The 16272-nt window shown below is 63.3% G+C and carries 14 protein-coding genes; 4 read left to right on the top strand and 10 right to left on the bottom strand.

The window, feature by feature from the left end; all coding sequences use genetic code 11:
- The first annotated feature begins 44 nt into the window (after positions 1-44).
- Positions 45-1226, top strand: a complete 1182-nt coding sequence (locus B9Z01_RS31015) for a serine hydrolase domain-containing protein (RefSeq protein ID WP_085489364.1) — start codon at positions 45-47, stop codon at positions 1224-1226.
- 59 nt (positions 1227-1285) lie between these two features.
- On the opposite strand, the gene B9Z01_RS31010 is transcribed toward B9Z01_RS31015, so the two are convergent.
- From B9Z01_RS31010 to B9Z01_RS30975, 8 genes are all read right to left on the bottom strand, one after another.
- Entirely contained in the window at positions 1286-1807 is a 522-nt protein-coding gene (locus B9Z01_RS31010) for a DUF3455 domain-containing protein (protein ID WP_085489389.1), read from the bottom strand.
- Between the two features lie 377 nt (positions 1808-2184).
- Entirely contained in the window at positions 2185-3120 is a 936-nt protein-coding gene (locus B9Z01_RS31005; protein WP_085489363.1) for a methyltransferase domain-containing protein, read from the bottom strand.
- Positions 3121-4399: 1279 nt separating this feature from the next.
- Positions 4400-5911, bottom strand: a complete 1512-nt coding sequence (locus B9Z01_RS31000; protein ID WP_420814740.1) for an alginate export family protein — start codon at positions 5909-5911, stop codon at positions 4400-4402.
- Positions 5912-6048: 137 nt separating this feature from the next.
- Entirely contained in the window at positions 6049-6744 is a 696-nt protein-coding gene (locus B9Z01_RS30995; protein WP_085489361.1) for a YoaK family protein, read from the bottom strand.
- Complete coding sequence (locus tag B9Z01_RS30990) at positions 6741-7655, bottom strand: VOC family protein (protein ID WP_085489360.1); 915 nt, start codon at positions 7653-7655, stop codon at positions 6741-6743. Before B9Z01_RS30990 ends, B9Z01_RS30995 begins: the two co-directional genes overlap by 4 nt.
- Positions 7656-7708: 53 nt before the next feature.
- The gene (locus B9Z01_RS30985; protein WP_085489359.1) at positions 7709-8155 is read right to left on the bottom strand and encodes a DoxX family protein; all 447 of its coding nucleotides are present in this window, start codon (positions 8153-8155) and stop codon (positions 7709-7711) included.
- A 1-nt stretch (position 8156) separates the two neighbouring features.
- Positions 8157-10046, bottom strand: coding sequence for an amidohydrolase (locus B9Z01_RS30980; RefSeq protein WP_085489358.1), 1890 nt, complete (start codon positions 10044-10046; stop codon positions 8157-8159).
- Between the two features lie 28 nt (positions 10047-10074).
- Positions 10075-10242, bottom strand: a complete 168-nt coding sequence (locus B9Z01_RS30975; protein WP_085489357.1) for a DUF1427 family protein — start codon at positions 10240-10242, stop codon at positions 10075-10077.
- Positions 10243-10397: 155 nt separating this feature from the next.
- Here B9Z01_RS30975 and B9Z01_RS30970 point away from each other — a divergent pair, with 155 nt between their 5' ends.
- Positions 10398-11321, top strand: a complete 924-nt coding sequence (locus tag B9Z01_RS30970) for a LysR family transcriptional regulator (protein WP_085489356.1) — start codon at positions 10398-10400, stop codon at positions 11319-11321.
- 85 nt (positions 11322-11406) lie between these two features.
- Here the strand turns inward: B9Z01_RS30970 and B9Z01_RS30965 are convergent, their stop codons facing one another.
- On the bottom strand, positions 11407-12093 hold the full coding sequence (locus B9Z01_RS30965) for a hydrolase (RefSeq protein ID WP_085489355.1): 687 nt from the start codon (positions 12091-12093) through the stop codon (positions 11407-11409).
- 294 nt (positions 12094-12387) lie between these two features.
- Between B9Z01_RS30965 and B9Z01_RS30960 the strand changes: the two genes are divergently transcribed.
- Positions 12388-12663 carry a DUF1427 family protein gene (locus B9Z01_RS30960; RefSeq protein ID WP_085489388.1) on the top strand — a complete coding sequence of 92 codons (276 nt, stop codon included), beginning with the start codon at positions 12388-12390 and terminating at the stop codon, positions 12661-12663.
- Between the two features lie 49 nt (positions 12664-12712).
- Complete coding sequence (locus B9Z01_RS30955; RefSeq protein ID WP_085489354.1) at positions 12713-14293, top strand: cation:proton antiporter; 1581 nt, start codon at positions 12713-12715, stop codon at positions 14291-14293.
- 75 nt (positions 14294-14368) lie between these two features.
- Here the strand turns inward: B9Z01_RS30955 and B9Z01_RS30950 are convergent, their stop codons facing one another.
- On the bottom strand, positions 14369-16084 hold the full coding sequence (locus tag B9Z01_RS30950; RefSeq protein WP_085489353.1) for an FAD-dependent oxidoreductase: 1716 nt from the start codon (positions 16082-16084) through the stop codon (positions 14369-14371).
- Between the last annotated feature and the right edge of the window lie 188 nt (positions 16085-16272).

Genomic DNA, 16272 nt, shown 5'->3' with positions numbered 1-16272 from the left:
CTCCCCTAACATGTCGGCTCGACCGGTCACGACGGAGCCCTTTCATGCCGCTCTCCCCAGCATCGTCATTGCCGCAGTCCGCCGATCCCGCACTCGCCGCGCGGGTCGATGCGGTGCTGTCCCGCGCGCTCGACGCGCAGCGCCTCGTCGGTGCGGTCGTGCTGATCGCGCGCAACGGACAGCTCGTCTATCAGCGCGCCGCCGGGTTCGCGGACCGTGAATCGCGTACGCCCATGCGCGAGGACACGCTGTTCAGGCTCGCGTCGGTGACGAAGCCGATCGTCTCGACCGCCGCGATGGTGCTCGTGGCGCAAGGCAAACTGTCGCTCGACGATGAGGTCACCCGCTGGCTGGCCGATTTTCGCCCGGCCCTGCCCGACGGCCACGTGCCGGCGATCACGGTGCGCCAGCTACTCACGCATACCGCGGGCCTCGGCTATCGCTTTGCGCAAGCCGAAACGAACGGGCCGTATGCGCGCGCGGGCGTATCGGACGGGCTCGATGGCGCAGGCATCACGCTCGCCGAAAACGTGCGCCGGATCGCGAGCACGCCACTGCTGTACGCGCCGGGAACGAGCTGGAACTATTCAGTCGCGCTCGACGTGACCGGCGCACTGATCGAGGCTGTCTGCGGGATGCCGCTCGCCGATGCTGTCGATGCGCTCGTGCTGCGTCCGCTCGGTGTTCGCGACACTGCGTTCGTCGCTCCCGATCCAGCGCGGCTCGCGACACCATACGTGAACGATACGCCGCAGCCGCACCGGCTCGCCGAGAACGAGACCGTACCCATTCTCGAAGGAACGGCCGGCGTCACGTACTCGCCGGCACGCGCGCTCGACGCGCGGGCTTTTGCGTCAGGCGGCGCGGGGATGGTGGGCAGCGCAGGCGACGTACTGCATGTGCTGGACACGCTGCGCGCGGGCGGCGGCGCTCTGCTGCCTGCCGCCCTCGTCGACGAAATGGGACGCGTGCAGACCGGCGACCTCGATTTGCCGGACCGGCCCGGCGTCGGCTTCGGAATCGGCTTTTCTGTGCTGCGCGACCCGCACGCGGCGGCGTCGCCGGAATCGCCAGGCACGTGGCGCTGGGGCGGGGTCTACGGTCACTCGTGGTTCGTCGACCGCACACGCGGGCTGACCGTCGTGTCGCTGTCGAACACGCTCTACGAAGGTATGAACGGCCAATACACAATCGATCTGCGCGACGCCGTTTACGGCGCCAAGTGACGCGCGGGCAGCTATCGCGCCTTCTGTTGGGAGAAGCCGTGTGGAAACGCAGGTCACCCTTACTTCCAGAACACGTACCGCGCCAGATAGGGGGATTGGCCGATCTGATGCTCGGTGGTACATGCTGCGGGCGGCGCGGCGCCTCCCACCGTATCCAGCCGCTCAACGTAGCGCACGTCGGCAAGCATCCCATTGCCGGCAACGCTTTTCGCTCGTAGCAGAAGTTGGGGAATGCTGCCGGGTGTCGCGCTGGGCGCTTGCGAAATCAGTTCGCCCTCGATCCTGCTGCCATCTCCCGCTTTCCATGACGGGCCTTTCCCATGCTCAATCACCGCGGCCCCACTGGCATCGTAGAGTGTCGCTTGCGGGCGCGCGAAGACCCACTGGAGGCGATGCGCCTGATCGTACTCGCAGGAATAGACTTGCACTCCGGCAGCGGTTGTCATTGCAACCCTGTTCACGTCACTGAGCGTGAATGGAGAAGAGCCGTCTGCCGCATTGCCGGGCCCGGCGGCCATGACGCCCGGGCTCAGAACGGCCGCAAGGCAGGCGCAGGCGATTGAAGCGAAATGTCTGGACATGAAGTTTCCCTGGATCGATGACGGGCTACGGACTGCGAGTCTGCTTTGTATCATTAACAAAACAACCCAGCCTGGTCCGTTATTCCGTGATTCACATCGACGGGCAACGACGCCTGGTGCGTACTCTTGCCAGAACGGAGTGCCCGAATAGGGACGAACCTGTTCGATACCGACGTCGGAGCGCGATGGAATGCCCGGCAGGCTCCGGCTGTTTTGCTTAGGAGAGACACGCGCGACTGGAAATGCTTGTCCTGCCCGGCTGGCTGAAGGATGCTCGCACGATCCAGGCGAGCGACATGCCGTCCGCTGATGCGTTGGGCATCTGAAATATCGTCATTGGCAGCGCCAGAACACAGATAGCGGAAAAGCAAGCAGAGTCAGCCCGGATAGGCAGTCACCATGATGGTCGCGGGATCGGCATCCCAGCTTAGGATGCTCGGCCCGATTTTCTTCACCAGACACACGCTCATGAGATAGCCAGTTTGGAGTTCAAGGAACGTGGACGGATTATTCATCTGCATTTTCGGAATAATCGTCGCGGGCTCGGCGTGCTCGCTCGCGATGACTTCGAACCCACTGTACCGGTTGAATATGCCGTGCCAACCGAACTTCGAGAACCGGTAAAAGTCCCACGGTGCGTCGTGCACAGGCCACGTCTGGTGCGAATGGATGAATGCAAGACCGCCATTCTTCATGACGGTGTTCAACTCGACCGCAGCTTTCCACGGCATCAGCAGGTGCTCGAACGTGGAAATCGAGAACACGAAATCAAAATGGTTGTGCGGCAGTGTTTGCGACATGAAGTGTGCGTCACCAACCACATCAACGTTGGGCCCCGCCGCGATGTCGAAGCCGACATAGCTGGCATGGCCAGGCACGCGATCAGTTTTGGCGTTGCCACTACGCTTGCGCGAGCCGATCTCAAGGACGTTCGGCGCGTCGGCTTCGTACATGCGTCGGAAGAAATCCAGTTCGGCGTTAGACGCGCCGCGGCGTTCCGCGTCGTACGGGATGATCGCAGGCTGTTCGACCATCAGCTCGCGCTCACCGTCGAACAGCACCAGCTGGACTGCTCCGTACCAACTGGGGCTTGAGGGCCGCACTTTGCACGACAAGACAAACCCCCACTTCTCAGCACCCGGACCGAAAGCGGTTCGCAAGTCATCGCGAGGCAGCAGTTCGACTTCGGCGGGGTAACGCACACCGTCAAGCAGTACGTACACGCACGCATTCCGGTTAGCCAACCCGGAAAACCACCCTTCGCAGAACACGTGCGAATGAAAGGCGTGGAACTGGTCGATTGCGTAACGCATCCGTAATCTCCTGATATTCCGTCCTGCAAAGAATAACGTACGGCACCGCCTTACGCCAAGCGCTTCGCCGAATGCTTCCAAGGTCGCTCGCCTGTCGAGCCATAGTTCGTTTTTTCGTAGATAACGTTTCCAACCAGGATTCACTGGCCAACCGCTGCTACGACATAAGCATGAACGTGGTAGCAGAGATAGCAGGCGATTGGGGCGATGCGCTTGAGAAATTGACACTCCGTCACGACCTCGAACTGCGGACACTGCTTCCGTTACACAAAGTGGTGACGCTGTTCGCACTGGTTTCAAAGCAGGAGCGATTCTGCCCCCCAATTCTACGACGCCGACTTTGGTAGCGGAATTGCCGGATGATGTTCATCAAAATCCTGGTGTGTTCACGAAATGCAATTCATCCGGCAACTTCCTCCAATATACAGTTAGTACATTGTTTGACGGAAAAGCGGCGCGACTTGCAAAGCATCTCGGCATAAACAAGAGCGAGTTTCATGGCTGGATTTCGGGAAAAATACGTCCATGCCTCTCTCGGCCAACACTCGTCGCTTACTGTTGCATCTCCGATGTACTTTCTGGCAATAATGTAATGCTGAGAAAGATAAGTAGAAGTTCAGACACAAGATGTTTGATTGAGAGGAAGCGGACCATGTCACTCAAATATCAGGAAGAACTACTAGCAGATTTGGAAGAGATTGTGGAGTCGTGAATAGCGACAAATCTGTGCTGTGCCGCCCGCTTTCTCTATGTCTCTGAAAGACTCCTGCGCAGATTAGTTCCAGAAATTGCCGCAAGGATTGTTGCCAACGGAAAGGAGAAGATGCACGCGGAAAGCATTCAGCGTGAGGACTTTCGATCTGGACGCTTCTGCTAATCATTCCAGTACTTATGCATGAACGGCATCCACCCTGCACTGCAAAAGGTTAGAGAGCACATGTATCTGAAAGCTGGCATAAAGATTGGATTTCGACCGTAAGGCAGCCAATTCCAACAGTTACCCGCAACGCGCCGCCATGGTTGACTCCCACTCCGCCTACCTGTCGTCCTACCCATACCGCAAAATCAATTGCCGTGACCGAGCAGAAAAGAGGCCGGCATAGCGCTTCCGATTCGGTCCTTGCGGTCCCGGCGTCGAATTCCAACCGACATACTGAACGACGCGCTTACGCGCCTCGTCACCGACATATGCGTCCTCCACGCAATCGCCTCGCCAACACCCCAACACCTTCATGCGACAACGCCCGCTGGCGCCACTCCTCACGCTTGTTAGCCGGTGTTACCACCCGTACTTCAACTCAATGCCCGCGTAGTCGGCGTTATGGCCGCCCGCCTGACGTATCGTGTTGCCCACCTGAAAGTGCACGGCTTCGATCGAACCAATGAGGTTGGCCGCAATCGTCCAGTCCGCCCGCAACTGCACATACATGCCCGTCCATAGACTGCCCTTGCCCGCTGTGCCAGGCACGACCTGATTTCCCTGCTGATACACGGCGTCGCCGGTCGTCTCGCGCCACTGGAAACCCAGCGCGCCGAGCAGCGCGAGATTCGCGGTCGGCTTGAGCGTGATGGACGGCTTCACGTGAATCAGGTTCGAATAACCGGTATAGCCAGCAAGCGTGAAGTAGTAGCCGTTCGGAAACAGCGGATTGAAGGTACCGACCCGGCCATCGCCGGGGTGCCGGTCACCCGAAGCCGCATCGAACTGCAGTCCGATGCGCGGCGACCACGGCATGTCGAGCTTGTAGCCCGCGATCGAGCCGATCGCCCACGCGCCGATCGTGCTGTTGCCGACCGTTCCCGTCTGCAACATGCCTTCGGCATCCCAGTCGAAGCGGCCGTGCGTGCCGGTGTAACGCAGGTCCCAGACATCGCGCCGCTCCGGGCCGTGCGCGTCGAGGTATTGCGCATTGCTGCGGTTGTAGCGCGACCAGTAGCCGGACAGATCGCCCGGACCCACCGACTGGCGCTCGAAGCGCACGCCGCTGAACGTGATGTCCCGGTTCGACACATCATCGAATACCGTGGCGTCGCGGTTCTGCACGGGCTGCGTCGCGTAGGCGATAAAGCGCCACTTATGGTATTCGTAGTCGGCCCAGAGCGCGTCGAAGGCCTGGCGCACATTCGGGCCGTCGCGCACGGAGACGAAACGCTGCAGGTCGAATGCCATTTCCTGGCGGCCGACACGAAACTTGAACGTGCCGCCGCCCAGCGCCCCCGTATAGGTGACGAATGCCTGCTCGAGATCGAGCGGGTTCTTGTCGACCGGCGTGACCGTGTTCTTGCCGAACGCGCGTGCGTCCGCGAGTTGCACGAAGAACTGCCAGTGATCGGCAAGATGCGCATCCGCATGGACCTCGATACGCTGGAGCAGATACGTATTCGACTGCGCCGAGCCGATGCCGAACAGCGGCGCGTTATTGCTCTCGACGCGCTCGCGCAGGTTCGCGCCGAGCGAAAGATATGACGAGGGATTGCCGCCGAGCGGGATGTACTTGAGACCGTCGAGCGGCGCGCGCGGAACGCAGGGATTGGCAAGCGCCGACCAGTCCTCCTGCCAGCGATTGAACATCACGACAGGACGTTTGGCGTCGCATACAGCGGCCGTTGCGCCGCCGTTGGCCGCCGTGCCGGCGGCCGCGAGGCTCGCCGCTGTTGCCGGTTGCGCCACCGTATCCGCGAACACCGCGTCGGCGCTCGCAAGCAGCAGCCCCGCGATGGCCATCAAGCTCGCGGCCCTCTCGAATCGACGCTCGCGCGTCGTGCCCCAGATCATGGATTTCCTTGCCATTGCCGGCTTGTGGTTGTGCTTGTGATCGTGCTTGTGGATGTACGTGGCCGCCCCGCTCACGGGGCGAGCGTAAGCAGTGCAATTAGCAGTGCAATCAGCGATGAGATTCGCGGGACGATGCCTTGCGCCGTTTCGATTCATGCGTGCCCCGGCGTCTGCGCACGCTCATGCTCTCCGGTAGTCAACGCGAGCCCGACGAGTGCGCACGCGGGCGCCAGCAGCGCCCAAAACCCCATGTAGCGCAGCGCCAGCGCGCCGGCCACCGCCCCGATCGCGAATGCGGCAATGGCCGGCATCATCTTCCCGAAACGCTCGCGTGCCGCGCCGCGTGCACTCCCGGCCGTGTCCAGCGATAGCATGTCGACCACGTCGAGAATGGCTTGCGTGACGTTACCCGTCATGACGGTATTCGGCACACCGGGGCGCTGAATCAAACGCGGATGCGCGTTCTGCACGCCCATCGCGAACGCGCCCGCGACACCGGCCACGATCACCGGCAGGCTGTCGGGCTGACTGACCGGCGTTGCCCATACACCAGCAAGGCAAAAGCCGACCATGAGCACGGCCTGCACTGCATGAAGCAGACGGGCACCCTGACGCGCGCGCCCCTCGGAGAGCGAGCGCACCAGCAGGCTGCTCAGGACGACCCCGCCGACGAACGCGGGAAATACGATCAGCTTGAGCAGGACACCCTGGCCGAAGCCCGCCACGCCGGCGCCGATCAGCACGAAGTTGCCTGTCACGTGGGCGGTGAACAGCCCGAACAGCGCAACGAAACTCAGCGTATCGACAAAGCCGGCGATCGCGGCAAGGATCGTATCCTCGGACTTCATTTCGCTGCGTTCGCGTGGATTTCGGCGATGTAGCCGCCCGGGAACTGGACGACCGCGGCATCGCGGCCATCCGAGGTGAACGGCGGCACGAGAACAGTCACGCCCGCGGCCTTGGCCTTCTGCAACGTCGCGGCGAGATTCGGCACTTCGTAGCCCGTCATTTCCCGCCCGAATGGATAGGGCAGATGGCCGTCCGTCACGAGCACGGTCACGTTGCCGAAGCCCGACTCGATACGAACGCGGCGATACGTGTCGTTCGGCCGGCCGATTTCGACGCCGGGCGCGTTGGTCACGTCGGAGACGACCTTGCCGTGCGAGAACTTGACATAGGCGTGCACGAACTTGCGCAGACGTTCCGGCGACACGTAGACCCGGTTCTCGGGAACGGTCTGCAGCGCATCGTAATGCGGCGCCTGGGTATGCCAGTAGATCTGCATGTTCACGCCGCCCGGCCACGAGATGATCGCGTCGCGGCCGATCGGGTCGGGAAACGTATCGACGATCACATCCGCGCCGAGTGCGCGCGCCGACTTCATCGCTGCGTCCATGTCGGTCACGAGGTAGCCCGAGCGCTCCGCGCCGAAGGGCCAGGGAATAGGCGTCTTGAAGCCGAACACGGAGATCGTGCCCGACGGCGTGAAGACGAGCTGCGACATCGTCTGGCTCGGCGTCGGCGTGACCTGGAACACGCCCTGCTTCGACTTGCTGCCGCCGAACGTCGCCACGAAGCTGTCGGTGAAACGGTCGAAATCTTCGGGAGCGACATACACGTGGGTCGTGTCGTACTGCGGACCGACCGCGACCCACGGCGGCAGCGCCGGCGGCACCGGCGGCTTGGCGAACGACGCGGGCGCGCCGACGAAACTGCCCGCGATCATCAGGGCAACGAATACGGAGCGAATGGCTTTCATAGCGTGATTTCCTTGATATTTCATCTTGCTGATCGATCAGTCTTCCTGATCGATCAGGCGCGGCTGTCGCTGGCCGCGGGTTGCGCATCGGCGAGCATGGTCACGAGCACGAGCGCCGCGATCAGTCCCAGATGCTCGAAAAAACTGTTGAGCGCCATGAAGCGCGCAGTGCCGGTCTGGTTCCAGAAGTCGTTGGCAACCAGCATCGCCACGGCCGTCAGCATACCGAGGCCGCCCACGCCGATCCACGTGAAGCGGCGCACCACCACGCACAGCGAACCGCCGATCTCGACCACGATCGCGAGCGCTGCCCAGAACGCGGGCGGATGCAGGCCGAAATGCGCCTGCTCCGAGATGGCGCTGTCGAAGTGCAGCGCCTTGTCGACACCGCCGATCAAATAGGCGGACACCAGCGCAAGGCGCACGAGCGGCGCGACCCACCACGGCGAAAGCAGCGCACGGACCCATGCGGGGTTGCTGCTGCCGGTCAGCGCCGTCATGTCAGATCGCCCAGCAGGAGCAACCGAACGCGCCCCAGAAACCCTTGGCATCCGAGGTCGGCAATGTACTGCCCCATGCACTCGCGTGGCCGTGGCCATGCAGGTCGCAGGCGTTTGCGCAAGCGCACATCGCCGCCGCCGCGGCACGCTGCAACGGCGCGCCCTCGCGCTGCTTCACGCCCCAGCCGCCATAGCCGCCGTACTGGCGCACCGGCGACCAGTCCGGCATGGCGGGCGGAATCGGCGCGTCGTATTGCGAGAACGGGCCCGCTCCCCAGACGATCCTGCCGCCGACCACCGTGAGCAATGCCGTCGTGGCGGCGATATCGTCCTCGGCGCACGCGAAGAAGTCGCGGTCCGGCACCATCAGGTCCGCCAGTTGGCCGACCGCGATGCGGCCTTTCCTGCCTTCTTCGTTCGAGAACCAGGTGACGTACTCCGTCCACATGCGCAGGGCCGTTTCGCGATCGAGCAGGTTGCGCTGCGGATACATCCGCAGGCCGCCAACCGTCTTGCCGGTCACGAGCCACGCAAGCGATACCCAGGGGTTGTACGACGCCACGCGCGTGGCGTCGGTGCCGGCCGAGACCTTGATGCCTCTCTCCAGCATCTTCGCGACCGGCGGTGTGGCCTCCGCCGCCTGCGCGCCGTAGCGCTCGACGAAATACTCGCCCTGGTAGGCCATGCGATGCTGCACCGCGATGCCGCCGCCCAGCGCCGCGATGCGGTCCATCGAACGCCCGGAAACGGTTTCCGCGTGATCGAAGAACCAGTTGAGGCCTTCGAGCGGAATGTCCTGGTTGACCTTCTCGAACACGTCGAGCGCGCGGCTGATGGTTTCGTCATAGGTGGCATGCAGCCGCCACGGCCAGCGGTTCTGCGCGAGCACGCGCACTACGCCTTCGAGCTCGCCTTCCATCCCGGGCGGCAGCTCGGGGCGCGCGACACGGAAGTCCTCGAAGTCGGCCGCCGAGAACACGAGCATCTCGCCCGCGCCGTTGTGTCTGAAGTAGTCCGAACCATCGTGATACTTGACCGTGCGGGTCCAGTTCACGAAGTCTTCCTTCTCGTCGTTCGGCTTTTGCGTAAAGAGGTTGTACGCGATGCGCACCGTCATCTCGCCCGCTTCATGGAGCTTGCGGATGACTTCGTAATCGTCGGGATAATTCTGCGAGCCGCCGCCCGCGTCGATTGCGCCGGTCACGCCGAGGCGGTTGAGTTCGCGCATGAAATGGCGCGTCGAATTGTATTGATACTCGGGCGGCAGCTTCGGACCTTTCGCGAGCGTCGCGTAGAGAATCGACGCATTGGGATTCGCGAGCAGCAGTCCGGTGGGGTTGCCCGCGCCGTCGCGCAGGATCGTGCCGCCCGGCGGCTCCGGCGTCTCTTTCGTATAGCCCACCACGCGCAGCGCGGCTGCGTTGAGCAGCGCCCGATCGTACAGATGCAGAATGAACACGGGCGTATCGGGCGCCACGGCGTTGAGCTCTTCGATGCTCGGCAGCCGCTTCTCTTCGAACTGATGCTCGGTGAAGCCGCCGACCACGCGCACCCATTGCGGCGCTGGCGTGATCGCGACCTGCTGCCTGAGCATCTCCATCGCCACGGCGAGAGAGCGCACGCCGTCCCAGCGCAACTCCATGTTGTAGTTGAGACCGCCGCGAATCAGATGCAGGTGATTGTCGATCAGCCCCGGGAGCGCCGGCCGGCCGCCGAGATCGACGACGCGGGTCGCGCCGCCCGCGAGCGGCATCACCTCGGCATCGCTGCCCACGGCGACGAAGCGGCCATCGGCGACAGCCACGGCGGTGGCGATCGGGTTCGAACGGTCGAGCGTGGTGAACCGTCCGTTATGCAGAATGAGATCAGGATGGGTAGCGGTTGCACACATGTGCGTTTCCTCGCTTCACGTACTTCGATTAAAAGCCGAACAGCGGCCTGAGGGTTGGGATGGCCTGCGCGCCGATCAACATGCCCAGCAAACCGATGAGAGCAACCAGCGGCGGCGCCGGCGAGCGGACCTTGATGACGCTGTAGATCACGCCGACGAGCACGCCCGCACTGAGTGATACGAGATACGATTCCATGCGATCAGACTCCTCGAAGGATTAGAATGCGGGTCGTCGCATCCCGGTTCGTGCCACCGGGATCCGCTTCGCGTCCGCACGGCGGCATTGAGTTGTCCTTATCGCCGAGGCAGGCCCACCCGACGTCCGTCGTTTCGATTGCAACATGCGCCAACATGCAAAATCTCCCTGATCTCGAAGCCTGGGCCATCTTCTCGCGCGTGGCCGAGACCGGCTCGTTCGCCAAGGCTGCGGACCTGCTCGGCGTTTCACAGCCGACCGTCTCCAAGGCCATCGCGCGTCTCGAGCAAAAGCTCGGCACCATGCTGCTGTACCGCACGACGCGCAAGCTGTCGCTCACGCCGACCGGCGAACAACTGCGCGAGCGCGCGATGCAACTGCTCGCCGACGCGGAGATCCTCGAAAGCGAAGCGTCGGCACTCGCGATCGAGCCGCACGGCGTCGTGCGTGTGAACGCACCGATGTCGTTTGGCCTGCGCTATTTCGCGCCGCTGCTTCCCGACTTTCTCGCCCGCTATCCGGGCGTCGACGTCGAGCTCACGCTCACCGACCATCTGATCGACATCGTGGCGGGCGGCTTCGACGTCGCGATCCGGATTGCCGAACTGAGCGACTCTTCGCTGCGCTCGCGCCGCCTCTGCGCAGTGCGCCGGCCGCTCGTCGCGGCGCCCGCCTATCTCGAACAGCATGGACGTCCCGCTCATCCGCGCGAACTCGAGCAGCACACGGTGCTGACCTACACGAACCTGCCGACGCCGGAGTACTGGCGCTTTCGCAACGCGACGTCCCGCGAAGAACATGCCGTGCCCGTGCGCGGGCGCATCCGCACCAACAACGCCGACGTACTCGTGCCCGCGTTGCTCGCCGGTCAGGGCATCGCCCTTCAACCGGAGTTTCTGGTGTGGGATGCGTTGAAGCGCGGCGAGCTCGAGCACATCATGTGCGACTGGGCAATCGACGACATCGACGTGAACCTCATTACGCCGCCCGGCATGCTGCGCACGACACGCGTCACCGCGCTGCTCGACTTTCTCGTCGAGCACCTGGCCCACGCGCCATGGGCCATGTCCGAACGCTGAAAGCAGCCAACCTTATGCGCCCGCCGACGCGGCGCCTTCGCATGAAAAGCGCCGCATCGGTCCGTGCGGCCACGACGAACCGCGATTACCTCGCCGGTACCGCCGCGAGCAGTTCATGCGGTTCAGCCGTGCGCTGCTGTGCCTTGTGAACCATCGTGTAGGCATAGTCGACGCCCATGCCGTAGGCGCCCGAATGCTCCTTCGCAATCGCCATGACCGCGTCGTACGTTTCGCGACGAGCCCAGTCGCGCTGCCACTCGAGCATGACCTGTTGCCACGTGACGGGCACGACGCCGGCCTGGATCATGCGCTGCATCGAGAAATCGTGCGCATCCTTCGAGGTACCGCCCGACGCATCGGCCACCATGTAGATTTCGTAGCCGCCTTCGAGCATGGCGCACAGCGCGAATGTCGTATTGCAGACTTCCGTCCACAGGCCCGCCACGATCACCTTCTTGCGGCCGTTCGCCTTGAGCGCGTCGCGAACCTTCTGGTCGTCCCACGAATTCATGGACGTACGCTCCAGCAGTTTGTGGTCCGGGAACACGTCGAGCAGTTCGGGATACGTATAGCCCGAGAAGCTTTCCGTTTCGACCGAGGTGATCGTGGTCGGGATGTTGAACACCTTGGCCGCCTTGGCCAGCGCGACGACGTTGTTCTTCAGCACCTGACGGTCGATCGACTGCACGCCGAAGGCCATCTGCGGCTGTTGATCGATGATGATCAGCTGGCTGTTCTGCGGAGTAAGGACTTCAAGCTTAGGATTGCTCATGACAAATATTTCCTTTGTACCAGAGAGAGGAGACGCTGCCTCACGGGTATGACCGGGAGGGGGCCAGGGTGTATTGCACTGGTGAGATCGTCAGCCAGCTCCGGTTATTTGACACGCTAAAGCGGAAAATCAACAACTAAAAAATGGAATTAATCTAATTCCAAAAAATTTACCCTTAAATAATCTGAATAAGCCTTTTCCCAATTATGAAAACCCGATACTCTTTTTAAAAATTTGCCGTGCAAATGCGGCGCAAAGATCGTCGGTGCGCCGGTCGTCAACGAGGTTCGAATCGTGAAGCCATATATTTTTTCGCTGCTCGCCGGCATCCTTGTCGGTGTCGTCTACTACGCGATTGGCGTGCAGTCGCCAGCTCCGCCCACCATCGCTCTGCTGGGACTGCTCGGTATGCTGGCCGGCGAGCAGATCCTTCCGCTCGCGCGCCGGATGCTCGCGGGCATCAAGCCGGGCGCTGCATGGCGCGAGGCAAAATGCGGCCAGCACATGTTCGGTTCGCTGCCGGGCGCTCACGTATCCGACGCCACGGCAAAGAACCGGCAATCATCGTGACGCATCGCCCCGCACACGTTCCCGCGCTGCCAGACCTGCCGGCACGCGGATGAACAACGTCGAGCTTTTTCACTATCTTCTGCTGCTGATCTGCGGCGCGGGCGCGCTGACCTGGCTCGCCGAGCGCGTGGCGATCCCGCCCGCCGTCGTGCTGCTGCTGGGCGGCTGCGTGATCGCGGTCGCCGGCAAGCGCGTTCCCGACATGGACCCGGACTTGCTGCTCGCGGCCGTGCTGCCGCCGCTGCTGATGTCGAGTTCGTTCTACACGGCATGGAAGGAGTTCCGGCAGGAGCTCACCACCATCGTTTCGCTCGTGCTCGGTGCGGTCACGTTCACGACACTTGCCGTCGCTGTCTGCGTGCGCGCCTTCAACCCCGATCTGCCGTGGGCCGCCTGCTTCACGCTCGGCGCGATCGTCTCGCCCCCCGATGCGGTCGCGGCGAAGGCGATCCTTCAGCGCCATCCGCTGCCCGGAAGACTCGTGGCCGTGCTCGAAGGCGAAAGCCTCGTGAACGACGCCTCGGGCCTGCTGCTCTATCAGATGGCGGTGTCCGCCGCGCTCACGGCCACGATCACGGTCGCGAGCGGAACGGGGCTGTTCTTCGCGCTGACGCTGATCGGCGTCGCGGTCGGTCTCGCATGCGGCCAGGCCATGTGCTGGGTGCTGCCGCGTCTTCGCGATCCGATGCTCGGCATTGTCCTGACCTTCGTCATGGCCTGGGCGAGCTATGGCATCGCCGAGGCCGTGCACGGATCAGGCGTGCTCTCGGTCGTGACCTGCGGTCTCGTGCTCGGCATCCGCCAGCATCGCGTATTCGATGCCGGCATGCGCATCAAGGCGAAGGCGACGTGGGAAGCGATCGTGTTCGCGCTCGATGCGCTCGTCTTCATCCTGATCGGCCTCACGCTGCATGGCATCCTCGCGCACGTGAATCACGAAGGCGCCGTGCTGATGGCCGGCCTGCGTGTCGCGTTGCCCGCGACCGCGGCAGCCATCGCCGCGCGCCTCGTGTGGGTGTTCGCCGCGATCTGGCTGCCGAGCCGCTTGCGCGCAGGGCACGTGAGCAGCCAGCCGTGGTCGTTCGGCGAGGCCGTCGTGCTCGGATGGGCCGGCATGCGCGGCGTCGTGAGCCTCGCAGCCGCGATTGCATTGCCGGGAAATTTCCCGGGACGTGATCTGATCGTCTTCAGCACCTTCCTGCTCATCATCGCGACGCTCGTCGTGCAGGGCGGCAGTCTCGCGCCGCTGATCCGGCTGCTGAAGCTGCGCCCGGTCGCACGCCATACCATGTCCGAGCACGAGGCTCGCGCCCGTACGTTCGGCGCGTCCCTCGCCGCGCTCGAGGAAATCGGCAAGCGTGCGTCCGACCTCGAACGCGCCACGATCGAACGCCTGCTCGCCGAATACCGGATCCGTGTCAGCGCCAACGAGAACGCGTACACGTCGGGCGCTGAACGGGTCGAGCACCGTGCGCGCTTCCTGCGCGTCGAGCTCGAACTCGTCGGCGTGTCGCGCAAGACGCTGCTCGACCTGCACCGCGACGGCAAGGTGGACGATGCGGTCTTGCATCGCATCGAATCCGAACTCGATCTCGAAGAGTTGCGCCTGTTGCGCCTGCTCGAACCGTAACGCGTTGGTATGCACACCGAAGCTTCGATTACCCCGCCCATATGCGTCTGGGTCAAGCCGCCCCGTATGCGCGGCTCAGGAAGCCCTGCTTGGCTCCGCGTCCTGGTTGAGCCACGCATGAATCTGCCCCACCACCGCCGCACCATCTCCGACGGCCGCGGCCACCCGCTTTGGCGCGCCTGAGCGCACGTCGCCGATGGCGAAGAGGCCCGGCACATTCGTCTCCAGCGGAAGGCAGCTCGAAGCCTTGCTGACCTCGGACTGTCCCGTCATGACGAATCCGCGCTCGTCCAGTTGAACGCCGCTCGATGTCAGCCAGTCGGTTTTCGGATCTGCGCCGATAAACAGGAAAAGATGCTGCGTCTCGATGAGCTCGATGACCTCGCCTCCGGCTTCCCGATGCCGCACGTGAATCCGTTCGAGACATCCCTGGCTCGCCTCCAGCGCTTCGAGCGTGCAGTTCGCGCAAATCGAAACGTTTTGCAGCGCGCCGATTCGATCGATCAGATAGCGCGACATGCTGGCTTCGAGACTATGCCCGCGAATCAGCACGCGCACGCTTCTCGCGAAGTTGGCGAGAAACACGATCGCCTGCCCCGCCGAGTTGCCGCCGCCGATCAGCACGACGTCATGGCCTCTCACGATACGCGCCTCGATGGGCGACGCCCAGTAGTAGATCCCTCGGCCGTCGAAGCGCTCGAAGCCTGGCACGCAAGGTTTGCGGTACGCCGCGCCGCTCGCCACCACGACTGCTCGCGCGCGAACGCACTGTTGATCGGAAAGCGCAAGCGCGAACTTGCCGGATGTGCGTTCGATGCGCTCGACCGCCGTCGGAATGGCGACATGAGCACCGAATTTGAGAGCCTGCTGGAATGCGCGCGCCGCGAGCGCCTGCCCCGTGATTCCCGTCGGAAAGCCCAGGTAGTTTTCGATGCGCGCGCTCGCGCCAGCCTGGCCTCCCGGCGCGCGCCGATCGAACACCACCACCGAGAGCCCTTCAGACGCCGCGTAAACCGCCGTCGCGAGGCCCGCCGGTCCGGCTCCGATGATCGCGATGTCGTAGCATTGCGAAGCGCAGAACGTCGGCACGAGACCCAGCCGGGTGGCGAGTTCCGCTTCGTCCGGCGCTCGCAGGACCGATCCGTCGGGACAAAACACGAGCGGAAAGTCGTCGGGCTTCGAGGTGAGGCCGGCAAGGAACCGTACGGCCTCCGAATCGTTGCTCGCATCGATCACGGTCGAAGGATACGCGTTGCGCCTCAGGAAGCCCTGCAGCCGAACCAGATGCGCGTCGTCGGCATGGCCGACGATAATGGGCCCCAGTCCCTGCTCGATGAGCCCGAGACGCCGCAGGATCAACGCGCGCATGATGTGTTCGCCGAGCTGGGCGTCCGCGATGATGAGCGCCCGCAGTTGCTCCGGCTTCAGCACGAGCGTGTCGCAATCGGTCACTGCGATCGCGTCGACGAGGGACGGCTTGCCGGTGAGCTGCACCATCTCGCCCATGAAATGCCCGTCGTGGTGCTCGATCACGAGCGTAGTGCGCCCCCGCGGGTCGCGCGAAAAGATTCGGACGCAGCCGCTCAGCAGGATATGCAATCCTTCGTCCACGCGTCCGGTTTCGAAGACCAGGTCTCCGGCCCTGAACGACTTGCGGCGTGCAAAACGTCTCGCGCTCTGGATCTGCGTACTGGAAAGGCGGGGAAACATCTGGTGCCGCCGATGCTCCAGCGAGGAGAACGGGGGTTCGGATTCCGGTGAGCTCGCGCTCGTATCGTCTGCGTCAATCATGTGCGTCTTGCCTGCCCGTTGGGAATTGCGCGCACGCTTGCCCACCGTGTCAAGTTCGAGTCTCGATTGCTGTCTCGTCTCGCGCGCGGATCATCAGTCGGGTCCACCGCCTTGCGTTGAAACCAGCAAGGAGAAGCCTTCAACGGCCGGTATCGTGTTCGCTTATCGTGTCACCTTTTCGCGGCGAC

This window comes from Paraburkholderia susongensis (genome assembly GCF_900177725.1).
GTDB classification, from domain to species: domain Bacteria; phylum Pseudomonadota; class Gammaproteobacteria; order Burkholderiales; family Burkholderiaceae; genus Paraburkholderia; species Paraburkholderia susongensis.
The sequence above is the reverse complement of the archived record's forward strand: the minus strand, read 5'-3'. Positions and strand labels throughout refer to the sequence as shown.